The 15,830-nt window shown below is 72.3% G+C and carries 17 protein-coding genes; 9 read left to right on the forward strand and 8 right to left on the reverse strand.

All coding sequences use genetic code 11. The annotated features are described in order from the left end of the window. Together JHD21_RS13335 and JHD21_RS13340 are read left to right on the forward strand one after the other, a co-directional pair. The coding region (locus tag JHD21_RS13335) for a DUF4192 domain-containing protein (protein WP_292676056.1) at nt 1-921 on the forward strand (921 nt) is incomplete at its 5' end. 10 nt (nt 922-931) lie between these two features. Next, nucleotides 932-2,404, forward strand: a complete 1,473-nt coding sequence (locus JHD21_RS13340) for a glutamate--cysteine ligase (protein ID WP_292676058.1) — start codon at nt 932-934, stop codon at nt 2,402-2,404. A 1-nt stretch (nt 2,405) separates the two neighbouring features. Here the strand turns inward: JHD21_RS13340 and JHD21_RS13345 are convergent, their stop codons facing one another. Further along, nucleotides 2,406-2,825: a hypothetical protein gene (locus JHD21_RS13345; protein WP_292676060.1), complete on the reverse strand. Its 420-nt coding sequence runs from the start codon at nt 2,823-2,825 to the stop codon at nt 2,406-2,408. An 86-nt stretch (nt 2,826-2,911) separates the two neighbouring features. On the opposite strand from JHD21_RS13345, the gene JHD21_RS13350 reads away from it, so the two are divergent. The 3 genes from JHD21_RS13350 (at nt 2,912) to JHD21_RS13360 (ending at nt 5,590) form a co-directional block, all read left to right on the forward strand. Further along, nucleotides 2,912-3,313: a universal stress protein gene (locus JHD21_RS13350; RefSeq protein WP_292676062.1), complete on the forward strand. Its 402-nt coding sequence runs from the start codon at nt 2,912-2,914 to the stop codon at nt 3,311-3,313. Between the two features lie 80 nt (nt 3,314-3,393). Continuing rightward, the gene (locus tag JHD21_RS13355) at nt 3,394-3,963 is read left to right on the forward strand and encodes an HhH-GPD-type base excision DNA repair protein (RefSeq protein WP_292676065.1); all 570 of its coding nucleotides are present in this window, start codon (nt 3,394-3,396) and stop codon (nt 3,961-3,963) included. Between the two features lie 133 nt (nt 3,964-4,096). Continuing rightward, the gene (locus tag JHD21_RS13360) at nt 4,097-5,590 is read left to right on the forward strand and encodes an RNA polymerase sigma factor (RefSeq protein ID WP_292676066.1); all 1,494 of its coding nucleotides are present in this window, start codon (nt 4,097-4,099) and stop codon (nt 5,588-5,590) included. Nucleotides 5,591-5,987: 397 nt separating this feature from the next. Here the strand turns inward: JHD21_RS13360 and JHD21_RS13365 are convergent, their stop codons facing one another. Then, complete coding sequence (locus JHD21_RS13365) at nt 5,988-6,146, reverse strand: hypothetical protein (RefSeq protein ID WP_292676069.1); 159 nt, start codon at nt 6,144-6,146, stop codon at nt 5,988-5,990. Nucleotides 6,147-6,242: 96 nt separating this feature from the next. Between JHD21_RS13365 and JHD21_RS13370 the strand changes: the two genes are divergently transcribed. Beyond that, a complete protein-coding gene (locus JHD21_RS13370; RefSeq protein WP_292676071.1) occupies nt 6,243-6,623 on the forward strand; it encodes a hypothetical protein in 381 nt (126 codons plus the stop codon). A 70-nt stretch (nt 6,624-6,693) separates the two neighbouring features. Here JHD21_RS13370 and JHD21_RS13375 read toward each other — a convergent pair whose 3' ends face one another. After that, nucleotides 6,694-6,936, reverse strand: coding sequence for a hypothetical protein (locus JHD21_RS13375; RefSeq protein ID WP_292676073.1), 243 nt, complete (start codon nt 6,934-6,936; stop codon nt 6,694-6,696). 129 nt (nt 6,937-7,065) lie between these two features. On the opposite strand from JHD21_RS13375, the gene JHD21_RS13380 reads away from it, so the two are divergent. Further along, nucleotides 7,066-7,626 (forward strand): hypothetical protein, encoded by a 561-nt coding sequence (locus tag JHD21_RS13380; RefSeq protein ID WP_292676077.1) that lies wholly within the window; start codon nt 7,066-7,068, stop codon nt 7,624-7,626. 28 nt (nt 7,627-7,654) lie between these two features. On the opposite strand, the gene JHD21_RS13385 is transcribed toward JHD21_RS13380, so the two are convergent. From JHD21_RS13385 to JHD21_RS13395, 3 genes are all read right to left on the reverse strand, one after another. After that, the gene (locus JHD21_RS13385; protein WP_292676080.1) at nt 7,655-8,485 is read right to left on the reverse strand and encodes a DMT family transporter; all 831 of its coding nucleotides are present in this window, start codon (nt 8,483-8,485) and stop codon (nt 7,655-7,657) included. Next, a complete protein-coding gene (locus tag JHD21_RS13390) occupies nt 8,482-8,955 on the reverse strand; it encodes a DUF456 domain-containing protein (protein WP_292676083.1) in 474 nt (157 codons plus the stop codon). Before JHD21_RS13390 ends, JHD21_RS13385 begins: the two co-directional genes overlap by 4 nt. Before the next feature lie 92 nt (nt 8,956-9,047). Then, the gene (locus tag JHD21_RS13395; protein WP_292676086.1) at nt 9,048-9,278 is read right to left on the reverse strand and encodes a hypothetical protein; all 231 of its coding nucleotides are present in this window, start codon (nt 9,276-9,278) and stop codon (nt 9,048-9,050) included. Between the two features lie 305 nt (nt 9,279-9,583). On the opposite strand from JHD21_RS13395, the gene JHD21_RS13400 reads away from it, so the two are divergent. Further along, nucleotides 9,584-11,689: a DNA topoisomerase IV subunit B gene (locus tag JHD21_RS13400; protein ID WP_292676089.1), complete on the forward strand. Its 2,106-nt coding sequence runs from the start codon at nt 9,584-9,586 to the stop codon at nt 11,687-11,689. A gap of 24 nt (nt 11,690-11,713) precedes the next feature. Here JHD21_RS13400 and JHD21_RS13405 read toward each other — a convergent pair whose 3' ends face one another. Further along, the gene (locus JHD21_RS13405) at nt 11,714-13,012 is read right to left on the reverse strand and encodes an EAL domain-containing protein (protein ID WP_292676091.1); all 1,299 of its coding nucleotides are present in this window, start codon (nt 13,010-13,012) and stop codon (nt 11,714-11,716) included. A gap of 141 nt (nt 13,013-13,153) precedes the next feature. Further along, complete coding sequence (locus JHD21_RS13410; RefSeq protein ID WP_292676094.1) at nt 13,154-14,146, reverse strand: hypothetical protein; 993 nt, start codon at nt 14,144-14,146, stop codon at nt 13,154-13,156. An 85-nt stretch (nt 14,147-14,231) separates the two neighbouring features. Here JHD21_RS13410 and JHD21_RS13415 point away from each other — a divergent pair. Next, nucleotides 14,232-15,830, forward strand: a 1,599-nt coding sequence (locus tag JHD21_RS13415; RefSeq protein ID WP_292676096.1) for a hypothetical protein, incomplete at its 3' end; no start/stop codon positions are given.

Consider the following 15,830-nt stretch of genomic DNA (forward strand, 5'->3'; position numbering starts at 1 on the left):
GACCGCCCCACCGACAGGAGGGTCCTGACCTTCCGGACCCACGAGGACGTGCTGGCCGCCGTGCCGGTGCTCCTCGGCTTCGAGCCCTCCGACTCGGTCGTGATGCTCACCTTCGGGGGCCGGGAGACCTTCCACGCGCGCATCGACCTCCCACCGCCGGAGGAGCTCGACGAGGCGGTGCGGCTGCTGCTCGAGCCAGCGGTGGCCCACGGCGTCGAGCACGTCCTCTTCGTCGTCTACTCGACCGTTCCGCAGCTCGCCGAGCAGGCCCTGGACCGGCTCGGCGTGGCGTTCGGAGCGGCCGGGCTGCGGGTGGTCAACGGCCTGCACGCCGACGGGACGCGCTGGTTCCTCCCGGGATCGCCGGGGGTGCCCTACGACGTCCGCGCACACCCCTTCCGGGTGCGGTCCGTCGTCGACGGCCAGGTGGTCAGCGCGTCCCGCGAGGAGCTGGCGGCACGGCTCGCCCCCATCGCGGGGGTGGCTGAGGTCGACGAGGCCCGGGACCGGGTACCCGGCTACGACGCCACCGAGGTGGTGGCCACGATCTGGCGGGCGCTGCCGCGCGGTCGGTTCGAGTGCGACGACCTCGCCGGTGTGCTCCAGGGGATGCGCGACCGCGTGGTCCGCGACGTCGCGTGGCGGTCGATGACCCGCGACGAGGCACCCGCCCACGTGGCGCTGTGGACCGACGCGGTGCAGCGCTCTCCCGACGACCTGGTCGGCGCTCCGGCGGCGGTCCTGGGCCTGGCGGCCTGGCTGGCGGGCCACGGTGCCCTGGCCTGGTGCGCGGTCGACCGGAGCGTCGGTAGCGACCCCGACAACTCGCTCGCGGAGCTGGTCGGCGACCTGCTCAACCGGGCGGTCCCTCCGTCCGCGTGGGAGCGCGGTGCCTATCCCGACCGCGGGGGACCGGGTTAGCGTCGAGGGCATGGGCGAAGAGGTCGAGGCACAGGAGTTCTCCCGGGCCGACCGGACCCGCTACCGCGAGAAGGTGCGGCGATGCCTCGACGTGTTCGCCCGGATGCTCCGCGAGGCCCGGTTCGACACCGACGACCCGATGACCGGCCTCGAGGTCGAGCTCAACCTGGTCGACGAGCTCGGCGACCCCGCGCTCAAGAGTGCCGAGGCCCTCGCCGCGATCGCCGACCCGGCGTTCCAGACCGAGCTCGGCCAGTTCAACATCGAGATCAACGTCCCACCGGCCAAGCTGCGCGAGGGCGGGCTGGGCGTCTTCGAGGACGTGCTCCGCCGAAGTCTCAACAACGCGGAGGACAGGTCGGCCGAGGTGGGCGCGCACCTGGTCATGATCGGCATCCTGCCGACGCTGGCCGAGGGCCACATGAACATCGGCACGCTGAGCCCCAACCCGCGCTACAAGCTGCTCAGCGAGCAGATCCTCGCCGCCCGTGGTGAGGACATCTCGATCTCGATCGCCGGGCCGGGCAACGTCGAGCGGCTCACGACCACCTCCGACTCGATCGTGCCCGAGGCCGCCTGCACCAGCACCCAGTTCCACGTGCAGACCTCGCCCGACGACTTCGCCGAGTACTGGAACGCCTCGCAGGCGGTCGCCTCCATCCAGCTGGCCCTCGGTGCCAACGCCCCCTACCTGCTCGGCAAGAGGTTATGGCGGGAGACCCGGATCCCGTTGTTCGAGCAGGCCACGGACACCCGCAGCGAGGAGCTCAAGGCCCAGGGTGTCCGGCCGCGGGTCTGGTTCGGCGAGCGCTGGGTCAACTCCGTCTTCGACCTCTTCGAGGAGAACGTCCGCTACTTCCCGGCCCTGCTGCCGATCACCGACGACGAGGACCCGCTGGCCGTGCTCGAGTCCGGCGGGACGCCGCTGCTGTCGGAGCTGCGGCTGCACAACGGCACGATCTACCGCTGGAACCGGCCGGTCTACGACATCGCCGGGGGAGTGCCGCACCTGCGGGTCGAGAACCGGGTCCTGGCCGCCGGCCCCACCGTCGCCGACACCGTCGCCAACGCCGCCTTCTACTTCGGCCTGGTGCGCTCGCTCGCCGAGAACGAGCGGCCGCTGTGGTCCCAGATGTCGTTCAGCGCCGCCGAGGAGAACTTCCACCTCGCCGCTCTCCAAGGCATCGACGCGCAGGTCTACTGGCCGGGCGTCGGGCAGGTGCGGGCGACCGAGCTGGTGCTGCGCCGGCTGCTCCCACTGGCCCACGAGGGCCTGGCCGCCTGGGGGGTCGAGCAGGACGTGGCCGACCGGCTGCTCGGGATCATCGAGCAACGGTGCCTCACCGGCATCAACGGCGCGGAGTGGTTCGTCAACCGGATGGGTCAGCTGGAGGACCTCGACCGCTACGACGCACTGCGGCGCACGCTCCTGGACTACCGCGAGCGGATGCACACCAACGAGCCCGTCCACACCTGGGACTAGCTCAACCCCGCAGCCGCACCCAGGTCTGCTGCGCGCCGCTGCGCGGGTCGCGCCAGCCGCGCCGGGTGACCACCACCATGGTCAGGTCGCCGCCGGCCTCGGCGTACGCCGTGGTGGCCGCGGCCAGCCAGTCGGCGTCGAGGTCGTGCAGGGCGAGGTCGCCGGCCCTGGTGAGCCACAGCCAGGGCCAGGACCGCGCCGTGTCCCGTCGCCGGCCGACCAGCGCCGCCACGATGTCGGCGCGGAGCGCATGGTCGGTGGGCTCGTCGTCGCGGACCGTGAACCGGCGCACGCCGTGCCCGGGCGTCCCCACGTGCACGACACAGGGGACCGCCCGACCGGGGCGGGCGGCGACGTGCTCGACCACGGCGCGGCGCAGCAGGCGCCGGCGCTCGGGGTCGATCGGCTCCCGCACCTCCACCCCGTCAGCCTGCCCGTTCCCGGTGGCCGCACGATCCGGCTCTCCACAGGCACCCGCGACGGCCCGGGATTGGGTACGGTGCCCAGATGGGAACCGTCGTGGTGGGATACGTGCCCAAGCCGGAGGGTGAGGCCGCGCTGACCGCGGCGATCGCCGAGGCCAGGCTCCGCAGCTCGACCCTCGTGGTGGTCAACAGCCATCGCGGGGGTGAGTCCTTCGACGCGGAGAAGTCGGCGAAGTCCGACGCCGAGATGGACGCGGTCAAGCAGAAGCTCGAGGGCTCGGGGGTGGACTTCGAGATCCGGCAGCTCGTCCGCGGCTTCGAGCCGGCCGAGGACCTCATCGGCCTCGCCGAGTCCATGGACGCCGAGCTCATCGTCATCGGCCTGCGGCGGCGTACGCCGGTCGGCAAGCTCATCCTCGGCAGCAACGCGCAGCGGATCCTGCTCGACGCCCGCTGCCCCGTCCTGGCGGTCAAGCCCGACTGATCGGTCACGCCCGAGCGACGAGGACGCGACCGAGCGAGGACCGATGAGTCCGTGACGGCTCATCGGTCAAGATGACCACCATGGCCATCAAGATCACCGGTGACGCCGCTGCCGACCGGGTCCTCGACGAGTCTCCGTTCGCCCTCCTGGTCGGGATGATGCTCGACCAGCAGTACCCGATGGAGCACGCCTTCCGGGGTCCGGCGAAGGTGCTCGACCGGTTCGGGACCCTCGACCCGGCCGCGATCGCCGCCGCCGACCCGGAGGAGTTCGCCACGCTCTGCTCGACGCCGCCGGCGATCCACCGCTACGGCCGGTCGATGGCGGGCCGGCTGCAGACCCTGGCCGCCCTCGTCGAGGAGCAGTACGGCGGCGACGCGTCCCGGATCTGGGCCGAGGCCGGATCGGCCCAGGAGCTGTTCGACCGGGTGCTCGCGCTCCCCGGGTTCGGCAAGCAGAAGGCCCAGATCTTCGTGACGCTGCTCGCCAAGCAGTTCGGCGTCCGCCCCGACGGCTGGGAGACCCTCGTCGGTGACTACGCCGAGGACGGGTACCGCTCGGTGGCCGACGTCGTCGACCCCGCGTCGCTGCAGAAGGTGCGCGACTTCAAGAAGGCCAAGAAGGCGGCGGCCAAGGCGCAGACCGGTTAGACCACTGCCACCGGGCGCCGGTCGGCCTCGATGCGGAGGGCTCATGACCTGCGTGGCAGAATGAACACGCGGCTCTTGACGACAGCGGGTCGTGCCGCGCCCCAAAGCCCCTGGCCCATGCTTCTGACGAGAGGTGTTCGTGTCCTCGAACGCGCGCAAGATCCCTGCCCCGGTGCTCGCCCACCCTGCGGTCGTGGCACTCGTCGAGACCGGCTCGGTGACCGGGTCGCTCACCCCGGAGCAGGTCCGACAGGCCACTGACGCCGCCGCGGTGGAGCCGCGGCACCTCAAGGGCCTCCTGTCCCACCTCAGCGGCCTGGGGATCTCCGTGCACGTCGACGTGACGAGCACCCGGGCCGCGGCCGCCAGCAGCGCCACCGCGAAGAAGACCGCGACCGCGAAGACCGCGGCCAAGAAGGCCGCGCCCGCCAAGAAGGCCGCCGCGAGCAAGGCGGCGCCGGCGAAGAAGGCTGCCCCCGCCAAGAAGGCCGCGGACAACGGCGCCAAGGGTGCTCCCGCCGCCGACGCCGCGGTCGCCGAGCCGGTCATCGGTCCCGACGGCAAGAAGATCCTGCCGGACATCCCGGACGAGGAGTTCGAGAAGGCCGTCGTAGCCGACCCGTCCATCAAGGAGGACGAGGAGTCGGCGACGACCGCCTTCGTCGTCTCCGCCGCCGACGACACCGATGAGCCCGAGCAGCAGGTCATGGTGGCGGGCGCGACCGCCGACCCGGTCAAGGACTACCTCAAGCAGATCGGCAAGGTGCCCCTCCTCAACGCCGAGATGGAGGTCGAGCTCGCCAAGCGGATCGAGGCCGGCCTGTTCTCGGAGGAGAAGCTCGCCAAGGGCGGCAAGATCAGCGCGAAGATGCTCGAGGAGCTCGAGTGGATCTCCGAGGACGGCCGCCGCGCCAAGAACCACCTCCTCGAGGCCAACCTGCGTCTCGTCGTCTCGCTGGCCAAGCGCTACACCGGCCGCGGCATGCTCTTCCTCGACCTCATCCAGGAGGGCAACCTCGGCCTGATCCGCGCGGTCGAGAAGTTCGACTACACCAAGGGCTACAAGTTCTCGACGTACGCCACGTGGTGGATCCGCCAGGCCATCACCCGGGCCATGGCCGACCAGGCCCGCACCATCCGGATTCCCGTTCACATGGTCGAGGTCATCAACAAGCTGGCCCGCGTCCAGAGGCAGATGCTCCAGGACCTGGGCCGCGAGCCCACCCCGGAGGAGCTCGCCAAGGAGCTGGACATGACGCCCGAGAAGGTCGTCGAGGTCCAGAAGTACGGTCGCGAGCCCATCTCGCTGCACACCCCGCTCGGTGAGGACGGCGACTCCGAGTTCGGCGACCTGATCGAGGACTCCGAGGCGATCGTCCCCGCCGACGCGGTGTCGTTCACCCTGCTCCAGGAGCAGCTGCACGCCGTCCTCGACACGCTCTCCGAGCGCGAGGCCGGCGTCGTCAGCATGCGGTTCGGCCTCACCGACGGCCAGCCCAAGACCCTCGACGAGATCGGCAAGGTCTACGGCGTCACCCGCGAGCGGATCCGCCAGATCGAGTCCAAGACGATGTCCAAGCTGCGGCACCCGAGCCGCTCGCAGGTCCTGCGCGACTACCTCGACTGAGGCCCCTCACCCACAGCGGGATCACTCGTGGCTAGTGCATTGGTCCCGCTGAGGATGACCCGCGCAGCCCTGATGGGCTCCGACTCGGGCGGGCACACTGGGAGGTGCCCAACGTCGGGTGACGCGCAGCAGGACACCTCCCGGGTGACCGACCGGCCGACACACCGCACCTGGGAGCAGGGCCCCTTCCTCATCCCCGTGGTGGAAGGGGCCTCTTCCGTGCTCGTCGCGCACCGTCGTCCCCACCCCCGCCAGGGGTGTACCCGCCGCATGCCAGCCGTGCCACGGTGGGTGGGCGACCCTCCGTCGGGTGATGCAACACTCCGCATGGCAGTCGTGACGGCGCCCTCCCCACTCGAGCACTAGGGAGGGCGTTCCGTCGCCCGGCGGCGGTGGGTCAGCCCGCGCCGGAGCCCTTGACCTCGCCGTCGGCGTCGGTGAACTCGACGTTCTCGTCGTCGAGGTCCGGGGAGGTCGGGAAGCCGGCGTCGGACGGGTCGACCGCGGGGTCGTCCGGGGTGTCGTCACCGGCGGGAGGGGGAGTGGTGGTGGTCATGGCCACGCGGTACCCGCGCCGGCTCGACGACGTAACACCAGGGCAGCCTCATGACAGGTACGGGTAGACACCCCCCACCTGTAGCAGGAGTCCCTCATGAAGCTTGCCCGCATCCTCGCCGGAGTCGTCGCCACCGGAGTCGTGCTCGTCGGTGCCAGCCCGGTCGCCCACGCCGACGAGACGACACCGGAGAGCCCGTGCGCCACGCAGGAGGCCCAGGTCGCCAAGGCCGAGGACGCCCTGGCGCGCGTGACCGCGGTCTTCGCCAGCAAGAAGGACCGGGTCGCCGAGGCCGAGGCGGCGCTGGCCGCCGCCACCACCGACAAGGAGCGCGCGAAGGCGGAGAAGCGGCTGGCCAAGGCCGTCGCCAAGGCCGCCGACGCCAAGAAGGCCAAGAAGGCGCAGAAGCAGCGCCTGGCCAAGGCGCAGGAGCGGCTCGCCGAGTGCGAGGCCGAGAACGCGCCGGCAGCTCCCTGAGTCCCCGAGGCGCACTCGGCTGGGGGCTGGGTGCGCCTCGGCCTGGCCTGACGTCGCGCGCTGGGTCGCGTTACGGCGCGTCGTCGAGGCTGCGCTGCAGTCGTAGCTCGTCGCGCAACGCGTAGGGCACCGGACGCCCGAGGCGTTCCAGCCCGGAGGTGTAGGCCTCCAGCGCCAGCACGAGCTCGTGCCGGGCGTTGCCCAGGTCGGCGCGGCTGGTCAGGTGCACGCGGCGCACCCGCACCACCACGTCCCGCGCCCGAACGACATCACCGAAGAGATCGCTGAGCGCCAGCTGTCCTGCTTCCACCACGCCTCCCGGCGTTGTCTCGACGCTCCGGGGGAGGGACCCCCGTCTCTCCACCGTACGTGCCCAACGTCCCCGGCACCACCGCCCGAACGGGCCATGGCCACGGGGGCGGACCCGTGCCACCGTCCGAGGATGAGCATCTCGGCCCGGATCCGTCGCCCCGCAACAGTCCTCGTCGGGGCTGTGGTCCTGCTGGCCACGGCCGGAGGACCGGCGTCCGCCGAGCGACTCGGCCTCGAGGACCCTGCCGACGTCGGGGGAGCGTCGCTGTCCGACATCCTCGCCGTCACGGCCATCCACGCCCCCAAGAAGGTCGTCGTGCGGGTCGACTTCGCCGAGCTCGAGCCGACGTCCGACGGCGGCCCGTCCAGCCTGTCGGTGTTCGTGGACACCGACCCGGGCGCGAAGGGACCCGAGTTCCGGGTCGGCGCCGGCCTCCAGGAGGGCACCGACTACCAGCTGGTCCGGATGGCGGCGTGGAAGCCCGTGGGCGAGCCGCTGACGTGCTCGCACGCGGTCCGGATCGACTTCGACGCCAACCGCGTGCGCGCCAGGATCAGCCGGGACTGTCTCGGCAACCCGGCGACGGTGCGCGTCGGCGCGAAGATGACCGACCTGTACGACGGCTCCCACCCGGTCGTGGACTGGCTGGGCAAGCGCCGCTACCTGAGCATTCCCCTCGCGAGCGGGTGAGCCGGGCGCCCAGGAGCCGGTTCCTGCCTCAGCCCAGGGCGACGAGCGTGACGGCGGCGCCGCACAGGACCAGGCCGACCGCCTGCGCCCGGTGCACGTGCTCGCGGAGCACCATGGCGGCGAGCACCACGGTGAACGCCGGGTAGAGGGAGACCACCACCGCGGTGATGGTGAGCTGGTCGCCCCGGCTGGCGACCATGAACAGCCCGGTCGCCGCGGCGCCGAGCACGCCGCTGACCGCACCCAGCGCGGCGCGGGGCTCGCGGGGGAGCCACGGCTTCCGCAGGCAGGTCGCGACCACGACGATGACCACCCCACCGACCACCTGGTTGAGGGCGAGGGGCAGCAGCCCGGCATCCTCGCCGACCTGGGCGAGCGCGACGAACAAGGTGCCGAAGCCCAGCCCGGCCAGCACCCCGTCGAGCAGGCCGCTGGGCCCGGACGGGGGCGCCGCGGCCGGCTCCCGGGAGACCAGCCAGATCGCGGGGAAGGCGACGGCGATCCCGAGCCAGGCGAGGCTCGCGGGCCGCTCGCCGGTCGAGACGCCGACGATCACCGGCAGCAGCGCGGCTCCGACCCCGGAGACCGGCGCCACCACGCCCATCCGGCCCGAGGACAGGCCCCGGTAGAGGTACGCCGTGCCGACGCCGTTGCCGATGCCGGCCGCCACGCCCCACCACAGGTCACGCCCCGTGGGGTCGCCGCCGACCCCGAGGCTGAGGGCCAGGATCACGGTGGCGCCGACGAGCTGGGCGGTCAGCGCCACGGCCCACGGGCTGATCCTGCGGGACGCCACGCCGCCGACGAAGTCGCCCAGCCCGTACGACGCGGCGGCGAGCAGCGAGAGCAGGACCGTCACGTGGCCAGCACGCCTCCGACCCAGACGGCGGTGGCGGCGAGGCCGGCGACCAGCTCGATGAGGATGCTCAGGCCGACGGCTCGCAGCGCCGCCTTGGTCGACGGCCACGCCTGGTCACCGACCCGGTGCCGCTCCGCGGCGTACACACCCAGGACGAAGCCGACGAACAGGCCGACGACCGGGATCACGAAGAACCCCACGATGCCGACCGCGGCGCCGATCCACTGCGTCGAGCTGGGAACCCCGATGCTCTTGAGCCGGCGGTTGGGGACCAGGTACTTCACCACCCCGCCGACGACCAGGATGGCCGCGACCACGGCGAACACCGCCCAGGCGGTCGTCCCGCCGACGTCGACGGCCCAGACCAGGACCCCGCCGAGGATCAGGACCGAGCCCGGCAGGATCGGCACCAGGATGCCGGCCAGCCCCACGGCGATCGCGAGCGCCACGAGGAGCTCCACACCGGTCACGGCCGTCACCCTGTCACACCGCCCACAACGACCGGAGCGGCCCCGGACGTGTGTCCGGGGCCGCTCCGAGGAGTCGTGGGGTCAGGTCTGGGTCAGCGCTCCACGTCGGGCGCCACGGCGGGCGTGGCGGCGAGCTTGGCGGTCTCGTCGACCATGGTGGCCGCGACCTCCTTGAGGGCGTCACCGTGCTCGCGAGCGTGGTGGGCGCAGAACAGGAGCTCACCACCGGACAGCAGCTCGACACGGAGGTAGGCCTGGGCACCGCAGCGGTCGCAGCGGTCGGCTGCGGTCAGCGGCGTGCTGGTGGCAACTGCAGTCGTCACGTCGGCCTCATTTCTGTCGGTTTCCCGGTACCCCCCGGGAAGTTTCCTGTGCACTGGTGTCTGCAACGTAGCCGCGGTCCCCAAGATTCCCGCGGTCACCCTCCCATTGCGACGCCCCCATCACATCACGGGACACCTAGCCCCGCCTGTGAGTTGTCCACTCTGAGACCCCAGGGTTGCCGATGAGTGACCTAGTCCACACGTCTGGCTCGGTCGGCTCACCTGGATCGTCGCTGTCACCACCATGGAGTTGTCCCTCCACGCTAGACCCGGCCGCGGTTCGCGAGCCTCCACGGCCCTCCGGCGTGTCGTGGGTAGATTCGGGACCAGACCACCGTGATGAGGAGCCACCGATCGACAACACGTACAACGCCGCCCACCTCCTGGTCCTCGAGGGCCTGGAGGCGGTCCGCAAGCGCCCCGGCATGTACATCGGCTCCACCGACACCCGCGGGCTCATGCACTGCCTCTGGGAGATCATCGACAACGGTGTGGACGAGGCGCTCGCCGGCGTGGCCAAGCACATCGAGGTCACGCTCCACCCGGACGGCTCGGCGGAGGTCCACGACGACGGTCGCGGCATCCCGGTCGACAAGGAGCCCAAGACCGGCCTGCCCGGCGTCGAGGTGATCTTCACCAAGCTGCACGCAGGCGGGAAGTTCGGTGGCGGTTCGTACGTCGCCACGGGCGGCCTGCACGGCGTCGGCGCCTCCGTCGTCAACGCGCTGTCCGCGCGGCTCGACGTGGACGTCGACCGGTCGCCGGCCCAGCAGGGGATGTCGTTCCGTCGCGGCGTGCCGGGCGTGTTCACCGGCGACGGCCCCGACGCGGCGTTCGAGGCGAGGTCGGGCCTCACCCGCAAGGGCGGCCGGGTGGCCAAGAACAAGTCCGGGACCAGGATCCGGTTCTGGCCCGACCGGCAGATCTTCACCAAGGACGCCGACTTCGTCCTCGAGGACCTGTTCACGCGGGCGCGCCAGACGTCGTTCATCGTCCCCGGCCTCGAGCTGGTCATCCGCGACCTGCGCGGCTCGGAGATGCGCGAGGAGAAGTTCCGGCACGACGGCGGCATCGCCGAGTTCGCCGACTTCCTCGCCAAGGACGAGCCGGTCACCGAGATCCTGCGGCTCCAGGGCATGGAGACGTTCACCGAGACCGTGCCGCTGCTCGACGAGTCGGGCCACATGACGCCCCAGGAGGTCGAGCGCGAGCTGCACGTCGACATCGCGCTGCGCTGGGGCACCGGCTACGACACCGAGCTGCGCTCGTTCGTCAACGTGATCGCCACCCCCAAGGGCGGCACCCACGTCAGCGGCTTCGAGCAGGCGCTGACCAGGACGTTCAACGAGTCGATGAAGGCCGCTAAGGTCCTCAAGGTCAACGACGACGACGTCGTCAAGGACGACGTGCTCGAAGGCCTCACCGGGGTGGTCACCGTCCGGCTCGCGGAGCCGCAGTTCGAGGGACAGACCAAGGAGATCCTCGGCACCCCGGCCGCGCGCACCGTCGTGCGCAAGGTCGTCGGGGCCGAGCTCAAGAAGTTCCTGACCTCGACCAAGCGCGCCGAGAAGGCCCAGGCCCGGCTCGTGATGGAGAAGGTCGCCGGCGCCGCCAAGACCCGGATCGCCGCGCGCCAGCACAAGGAGACCCAGCGACGCAAGAACGCGTTGGAGTCGTCGGCACTTCCGGCCAAGCTGGCCGACTGCCGGGCCAGCGACGACCGCACCGAGCTGTTCATCGTCGAGGGGGACTCGGCGCTCGGCACGGCCAAGCTCGCGCGCAACTCCGAGTTCCAGGCGCTGCTGCCGATCCGCGGCAAGATCCTCAACGTCCAGAAGGCCTCGGTCGCGGACATGCTCAAGAACGCCGAGTGCGCCTCGATCATCCAGGTGGTCGGCGCGGGGACGGGCAAGACGTTCGACCTCGACGCGACCCGCTACAGCAAGATCATCTTCATGGCGGACGCCGACTCCGACGGCGCCCACATCCGCTGCCTGCTCGCCACGCTGTTCTTCAAGTACATGCCCGAGCTGGTCGAGCGGGGCCGGGTGTTCACCGCCGTGCCGCCGCTGCACCGGATCGAGATCTCCAACCCCAAGAAGGGGATGGAGAAGTACGTCTACACCTACTCCGACGACGAGCTCCAGCGGAAGCTCGCCGAGCTCAAGAAGAAGGGCGTGTCCTGGAAGGACCCGGTCCAGCGCTACAAGGGGCTCGGCGAGATGGACGCCTCGCAGCTGGCCGAGACCACGATGGACCCGCGCCGGCGCACCCTGCGCCGGATCACGGTCGACGACGCGGAGGCCGCCTCGCGGGTCTTCGAGCTGCTCATGGGCACCGACGTCGCCCCGCGCAAGGAGTTCATCGTGCAGGGCGCGTACGAGGTGGACGTGGAGACCCTCGACGCCTAGCGCGGCGCCCCTGGGCCGCGGATGTCAGGACCCGATGATGCGCGGGGCCACCCGGGCGAGCAGCGCCTGGGCAGCGTCGACGACGACGTCGCGCCGGTAGGTCAGGGCGTACTCGAACCTCCGGTCCAGGTCCGGACCGTCGTCGCCGAGGTCGCGGGCCAGGAGCGCGGTGCAGAAGTGCGGGCTCAGGACGACGAGGTCCCACTCGCCACGGACCGGGTCGTCGGGGTCCAGGCTCGCCCCGCGGAGTCCCGGCAGGGGCTCGGGTGGGAGCCCCTCCCCGAGGGCGCACACGAAGGCGGTCCGTTCGACGAGCTCCTGGTAGCGACCCGCGGTCAGCTCCGTGAAGTGGCGGGCCTCCTGGAAGGTGGCGGCGACGACACACGTGTCGCCCAGCCTGGCGGCCTCGCGCTCGAGCTGCTTGCTCAGCTCGATGAGCAGGCGCTTGGAGGACTGCCGCAGCTCGGTGCCGGGTGGGAGGGTGGCGAACGGCGACGTGTCCAGCCACGACGTCGTGCCGGGCGAGGGACGCAGGGCCAGCCGGTCCCCGGGAGGACTGACGGTCGGTGAGGAGGTCGGGCGGCCGAACCTCCACCCCTGTCCCAGGCTGGCCCCGAGCGAGAGGGCGCTGTCCAGATGGGCGTCGGTCTCGATGCCCTCGGCGAGCACCAGGGCTCCACTGCGCTCCGCGTACGCGTTGACCGCGTGCATCACCTCCGCGGTGTTCCGGTCCGGCCGTTGCTGGACCAGCGACATGTCGAGCTTGACGACGTCGGGCCGCAGCAGGGCCATGAACGCGAGCGACTCCGCCTCGACACCGACGTCGTCCAGGGCCAGACCCCAGCCGGCGTCGCGTACCCGCTCGACGGTGCGCAGCAGCTCCGCCGGTCGGGCCGAGACGGCGCGCTCGGTGATCTCGAGGAACACGCGCAGCTCGCCGGGTGCCGTCCCGGAGATCTCGAGTAGCTCGTCGAACCGAGCCGTGTCGAGCACGGCGGGCTCCACGTTGACGAAGACGGCGTGCGGCGCGACCAGCCCGGCCGCGACCGCCGCGGCGAAGGCGGACCGCCGGCAGGCAGCATCCAGCTCGGCCAGCCGTCCCTCCCGCACGGCGGCGCCGAAGAGCGCGTCGGGTGTCTCGAGGGCGCCCGCCGGACCGCGGGAGAGCGCCTCGTAAGCCACCACGTCGGCGGTGCCCAGGTGGACGATCGGCTGGAAGACGGTCCGCACCCCGCCGGTCGCCAGGACCGTCTCGAGCTCGGTCGGCGAGCCGTCGGATGAGCGGGTGCCCCGGGGCCCGGGGCGGGTGGTCGTGCTGGTCATGTGGGTGTCCCGAGGTCATGGCCCTCGCGGGCGTCGGAGCTGGTTGCCGACTCCGGCCCGGCTCCCGCCGGCGGCCCGCAGATCCACGGTAGGTCGGGATCGGCCCCGGCGGTGGCGGTTTGGCTGGGTTCGGCCCGCTCGTCAGCCGAGCGCGGCGACGACCCGGCCGAGCAGCTCGGAGAGCCCTGGCTCGTCCCAGGCCGAGGCCCGGGCGCGCAGGGTGAGGACGGTCCGGCCGTCGTGGCCGACGGCTCCGAGCGAGAGCCCGCTGCCGCCGGCGGTGACCGGGTAGAACGCGAGGTCGCCGGCCGCCGAGGTCGTCACGTCACCCAGGTGGGAGACCAGCATCGTGGAGCCCAGGCGGGGCGCCAACGCGCGCTGGGCGAGCGTCGACAGGCGGCCGCCGGCGGCGCCGCTGCCGCCGGCGGCGTCGAGGGGCGCGGACCTCAGGGACTCGCCGACCTCGGTCGCGGACCTGCCCTCGAGGTCGCGCAGACGGATCAGCTCGCTGCGGTTGGCCAGTCGTTCTCCCGCAGCCGCGGGCCGGCCCGCCCCCACGGCGACCGTGACGTGCCGGCTGGACCGCCCCCACCTCGAGTTGTGGTCCACCACCGCGGACACGGCGGCGTGCACGAGGTCGGCGGTGCGGACCCGCCCGGGCACCGTCGTCGCGGCGTACGCGTCCCCCGGGGCCGGGTCGACCGCAGGCGTGGCCACCTTGGCCGGTGGAGCCAGGGCCACCTCGCGCAGCCTGCCGAGCATGCCGCCGCCGCCCCCGGGCCGGTCGGCGACTCCCCGCGCCGAGGAGGTGACCTCCTCGCCCGTGAGTGCGGCCAGCACGTCGAGCAGACCGAGCCCGTCGACATACGCGTGGAAGGCGGAGACGACCAGCTGGTCCCCGGCCAGCCCCACCACGAGGGGTACGTCGCGCACCTCCGCGGTGTCCCGGCGGACGGTGTCCGGCTCGCCGGTCACGACGGGCCGGGCCGCCGGCCACCCCTGCTCCCGGTGCAGCGACTCGAGCCGGGCCGCGAGCGACCCGACGGTCGCCGGTGCGGCAGGGACGGCGGTGAGCAGGATCCGCCACGCGATCGCGGGGTCACCTCCCCACGGGGGCGGACTGCTCTGGGTCACGAGCCGTGAACCTACCGCGCCATCCCGGCCGAACGGGGACACGTGTCTCTCCCGACCGGGTCGGCCGGGTGCCGAGGATGCGGTGGTGCTCACGCTTCGTCGTCTCCTTGCCGTCTGCTTCGCGAGCGTCCTGGTCACCACCGGCGCCATGACCGTGGTGGCCGTGGTGGCCGTCGCGGGCCCGAAGCCGGGGGTGCGGGTCACCGCCAGCCCGGCCCAGGTCGAGGTGGGAGAACCCACGACGGTGACCGTCAAGGTCGTGCCGGTGAGCAAGGGCCGTCCGGTCGTCCTGGAGCGCAAGGACGGGGCTCGCTGGGTGAAGCTGGCCAGCGGCCGCACCAACGCCCGTGGCGTCGTCACGCTGCGGGTCTCCTTCACGGCTCCGGGCAGGGTCCCCCTGCGGGCGGTCGCGAAGAAGCACCGCGGCCAGAAGAAGCGCACGGGCACGACCAGCGTCCTGGTGGTGTCCCGGGGCGGAGGCGGTGGCGGCGAGCCCGATCCTGGTCCCCAGGAGCCGCCGCCGGGCGGCGACGAGGACCCGTTCCCCACCGCGGGGGGGCTGACCCTTCAGGCGCCGCGCTGGGTGCTGGTGGGGTCGACGTTCGACCTGCGCTTCCCGGTCACCGCCGGGCCCGGTGGGGTCGCCAGCGCCACGCTGGTGGTCACCCCGCCGGCGGAGGGGCAACGGGTCACCCCGCCCGGCGACCTCACGCCCGTCCCGGGAGGGCTCGGCGTGACCATCACGGGGCTCCCGGCCACGGAGAGCACCACGCCCCGGCTTCGGTGGAAGGCACCCGACCGGCCAGGCCGGCTGGAGGTGACGGCGACGCTGGCGGTCGGCGGCGTCCAGCGCCAGCTGGCCGGCACCATCCAGGTCGTGCCCGAGCCCGGAGGCGGGCAGGTCTTCACCGGCGGTCTCGAGATCTGGAGGGAGAGCCGGGAGGCACCGGTGGATCCCGACCTGGTCACGGACCTCCCCGGCCGGGTGCTCGGCCCTCGCGCCGTCCCCGCCTTCGAGGTGGCGCTGAGCGAGGCCCGGGCCTTCGTCGCAGCCCGGTTCGACGGGACCCAGCAGGCGTCCTGGCAGGAGTTCCTCGACCGCACGGCTGCCGACCCCGAGCTCGTGGACGACGTCCTGGCCACCGCGTTCGGCAGCAACCACTCGGTGGCGGCCCTCGCCATCGCCCTGCGCGGCCACCAGGTCGCACCCAACGACCCGGTGCACCTGTCGAACGCCGCGGTCGCCGCCAACAGCCTCGACCACCCGGAATGGGCGATCGCGTTCGGCCGCGAGGCGGGTCGCCTCCCCGCGGGCCCGTCCGTCGGTGCGCAGCAGGATGCCGTGCGCCTCACCAACATCGCGCACGCGTGGGCACTCATGGGTTCCTGGGCCAACGCCGAGCAGCAGCTGCGACGGGCACTGCTGGTCGACCCCCAGAACCCGCTGATCCACGAGGAGCTGGCGGCGGTGAAGCAGTTCGCCGGCGGCAAGACGGCCGCCCTGCCGCACATCCGCCGGTCACTGCGCAAGACCGACGACAAGGACCCGCTCGAGGACCACGAGAGCAACGCGCCCTACCGGTTCTCCCGGGTGTCCGCCGGCGACATCTTCGACCTGAGCAAGGGGCTCGACGGCCGGATCGTGATGCCGGACTTCCCCGAGACACCGGGCGAGCTGATGGCC

The organism is Nocardioides sp. (assembly GCF_016462705.1).
Lineage (GTDB): Bacteria > Actinomycetota > Actinomycetes > Propionibacteriales > Nocardioidaceae > Nocardioides.

What these genes read in the sequence shown, in the direction of transcription:
- JHD21_RS13340 (WP_292676058.1), top strand. Translation starts at nt 932, where the DNA reads ATGGGCGAAGAGGTCGAGGCACAGGAGTTCTCCCGGGCCGACCGGACC.
- JHD21_RS13350 (WP_292676062.1), top strand. Translation starts at nt 2,912, where the DNA reads ATGGGAACCGTCGTGGTGGGATACGTGCCCAAGCCGGAGGGTGAGGCC.
- JHD21_RS13355 (WP_292676065.1), top strand. Translation starts at nt 3,394, where the DNA reads ATGGCCATCAAGATCACCGGTGACGCCGCTGCCGACCGGGTCCTCGAC.
- JHD21_RS13365 (WP_292676069.1), bottom strand. Translation starts at nt 6,146, where the DNA reads ATGACCACCACCACTCCCCCTCCCGCCGGTGACGACACCCCGGACGAC.
- JHD21_RS13370 (WP_292676071.1), top strand. Translation starts at nt 6,243, where the DNA reads ATGAAGCTTGCCCGCATCCTCGCCGGAGTCGTCGCCACCGGAGTCGTG.
- JHD21_RS13380 (WP_292676077.1), top strand. Translation starts at nt 7,066, where the DNA reads ATGAGCATCTCGGCCCGGATCCGTCGCCCCGCAACAGTCCTCGTCGGG.
- JHD21_RS13405 (WP_292676091.1), bottom strand. Translation starts at nt 13,012, where the DNA reads ATGACCAGCACGACCACCCGCCCCGGGCCCCGGGGCACCCGCTCATCC.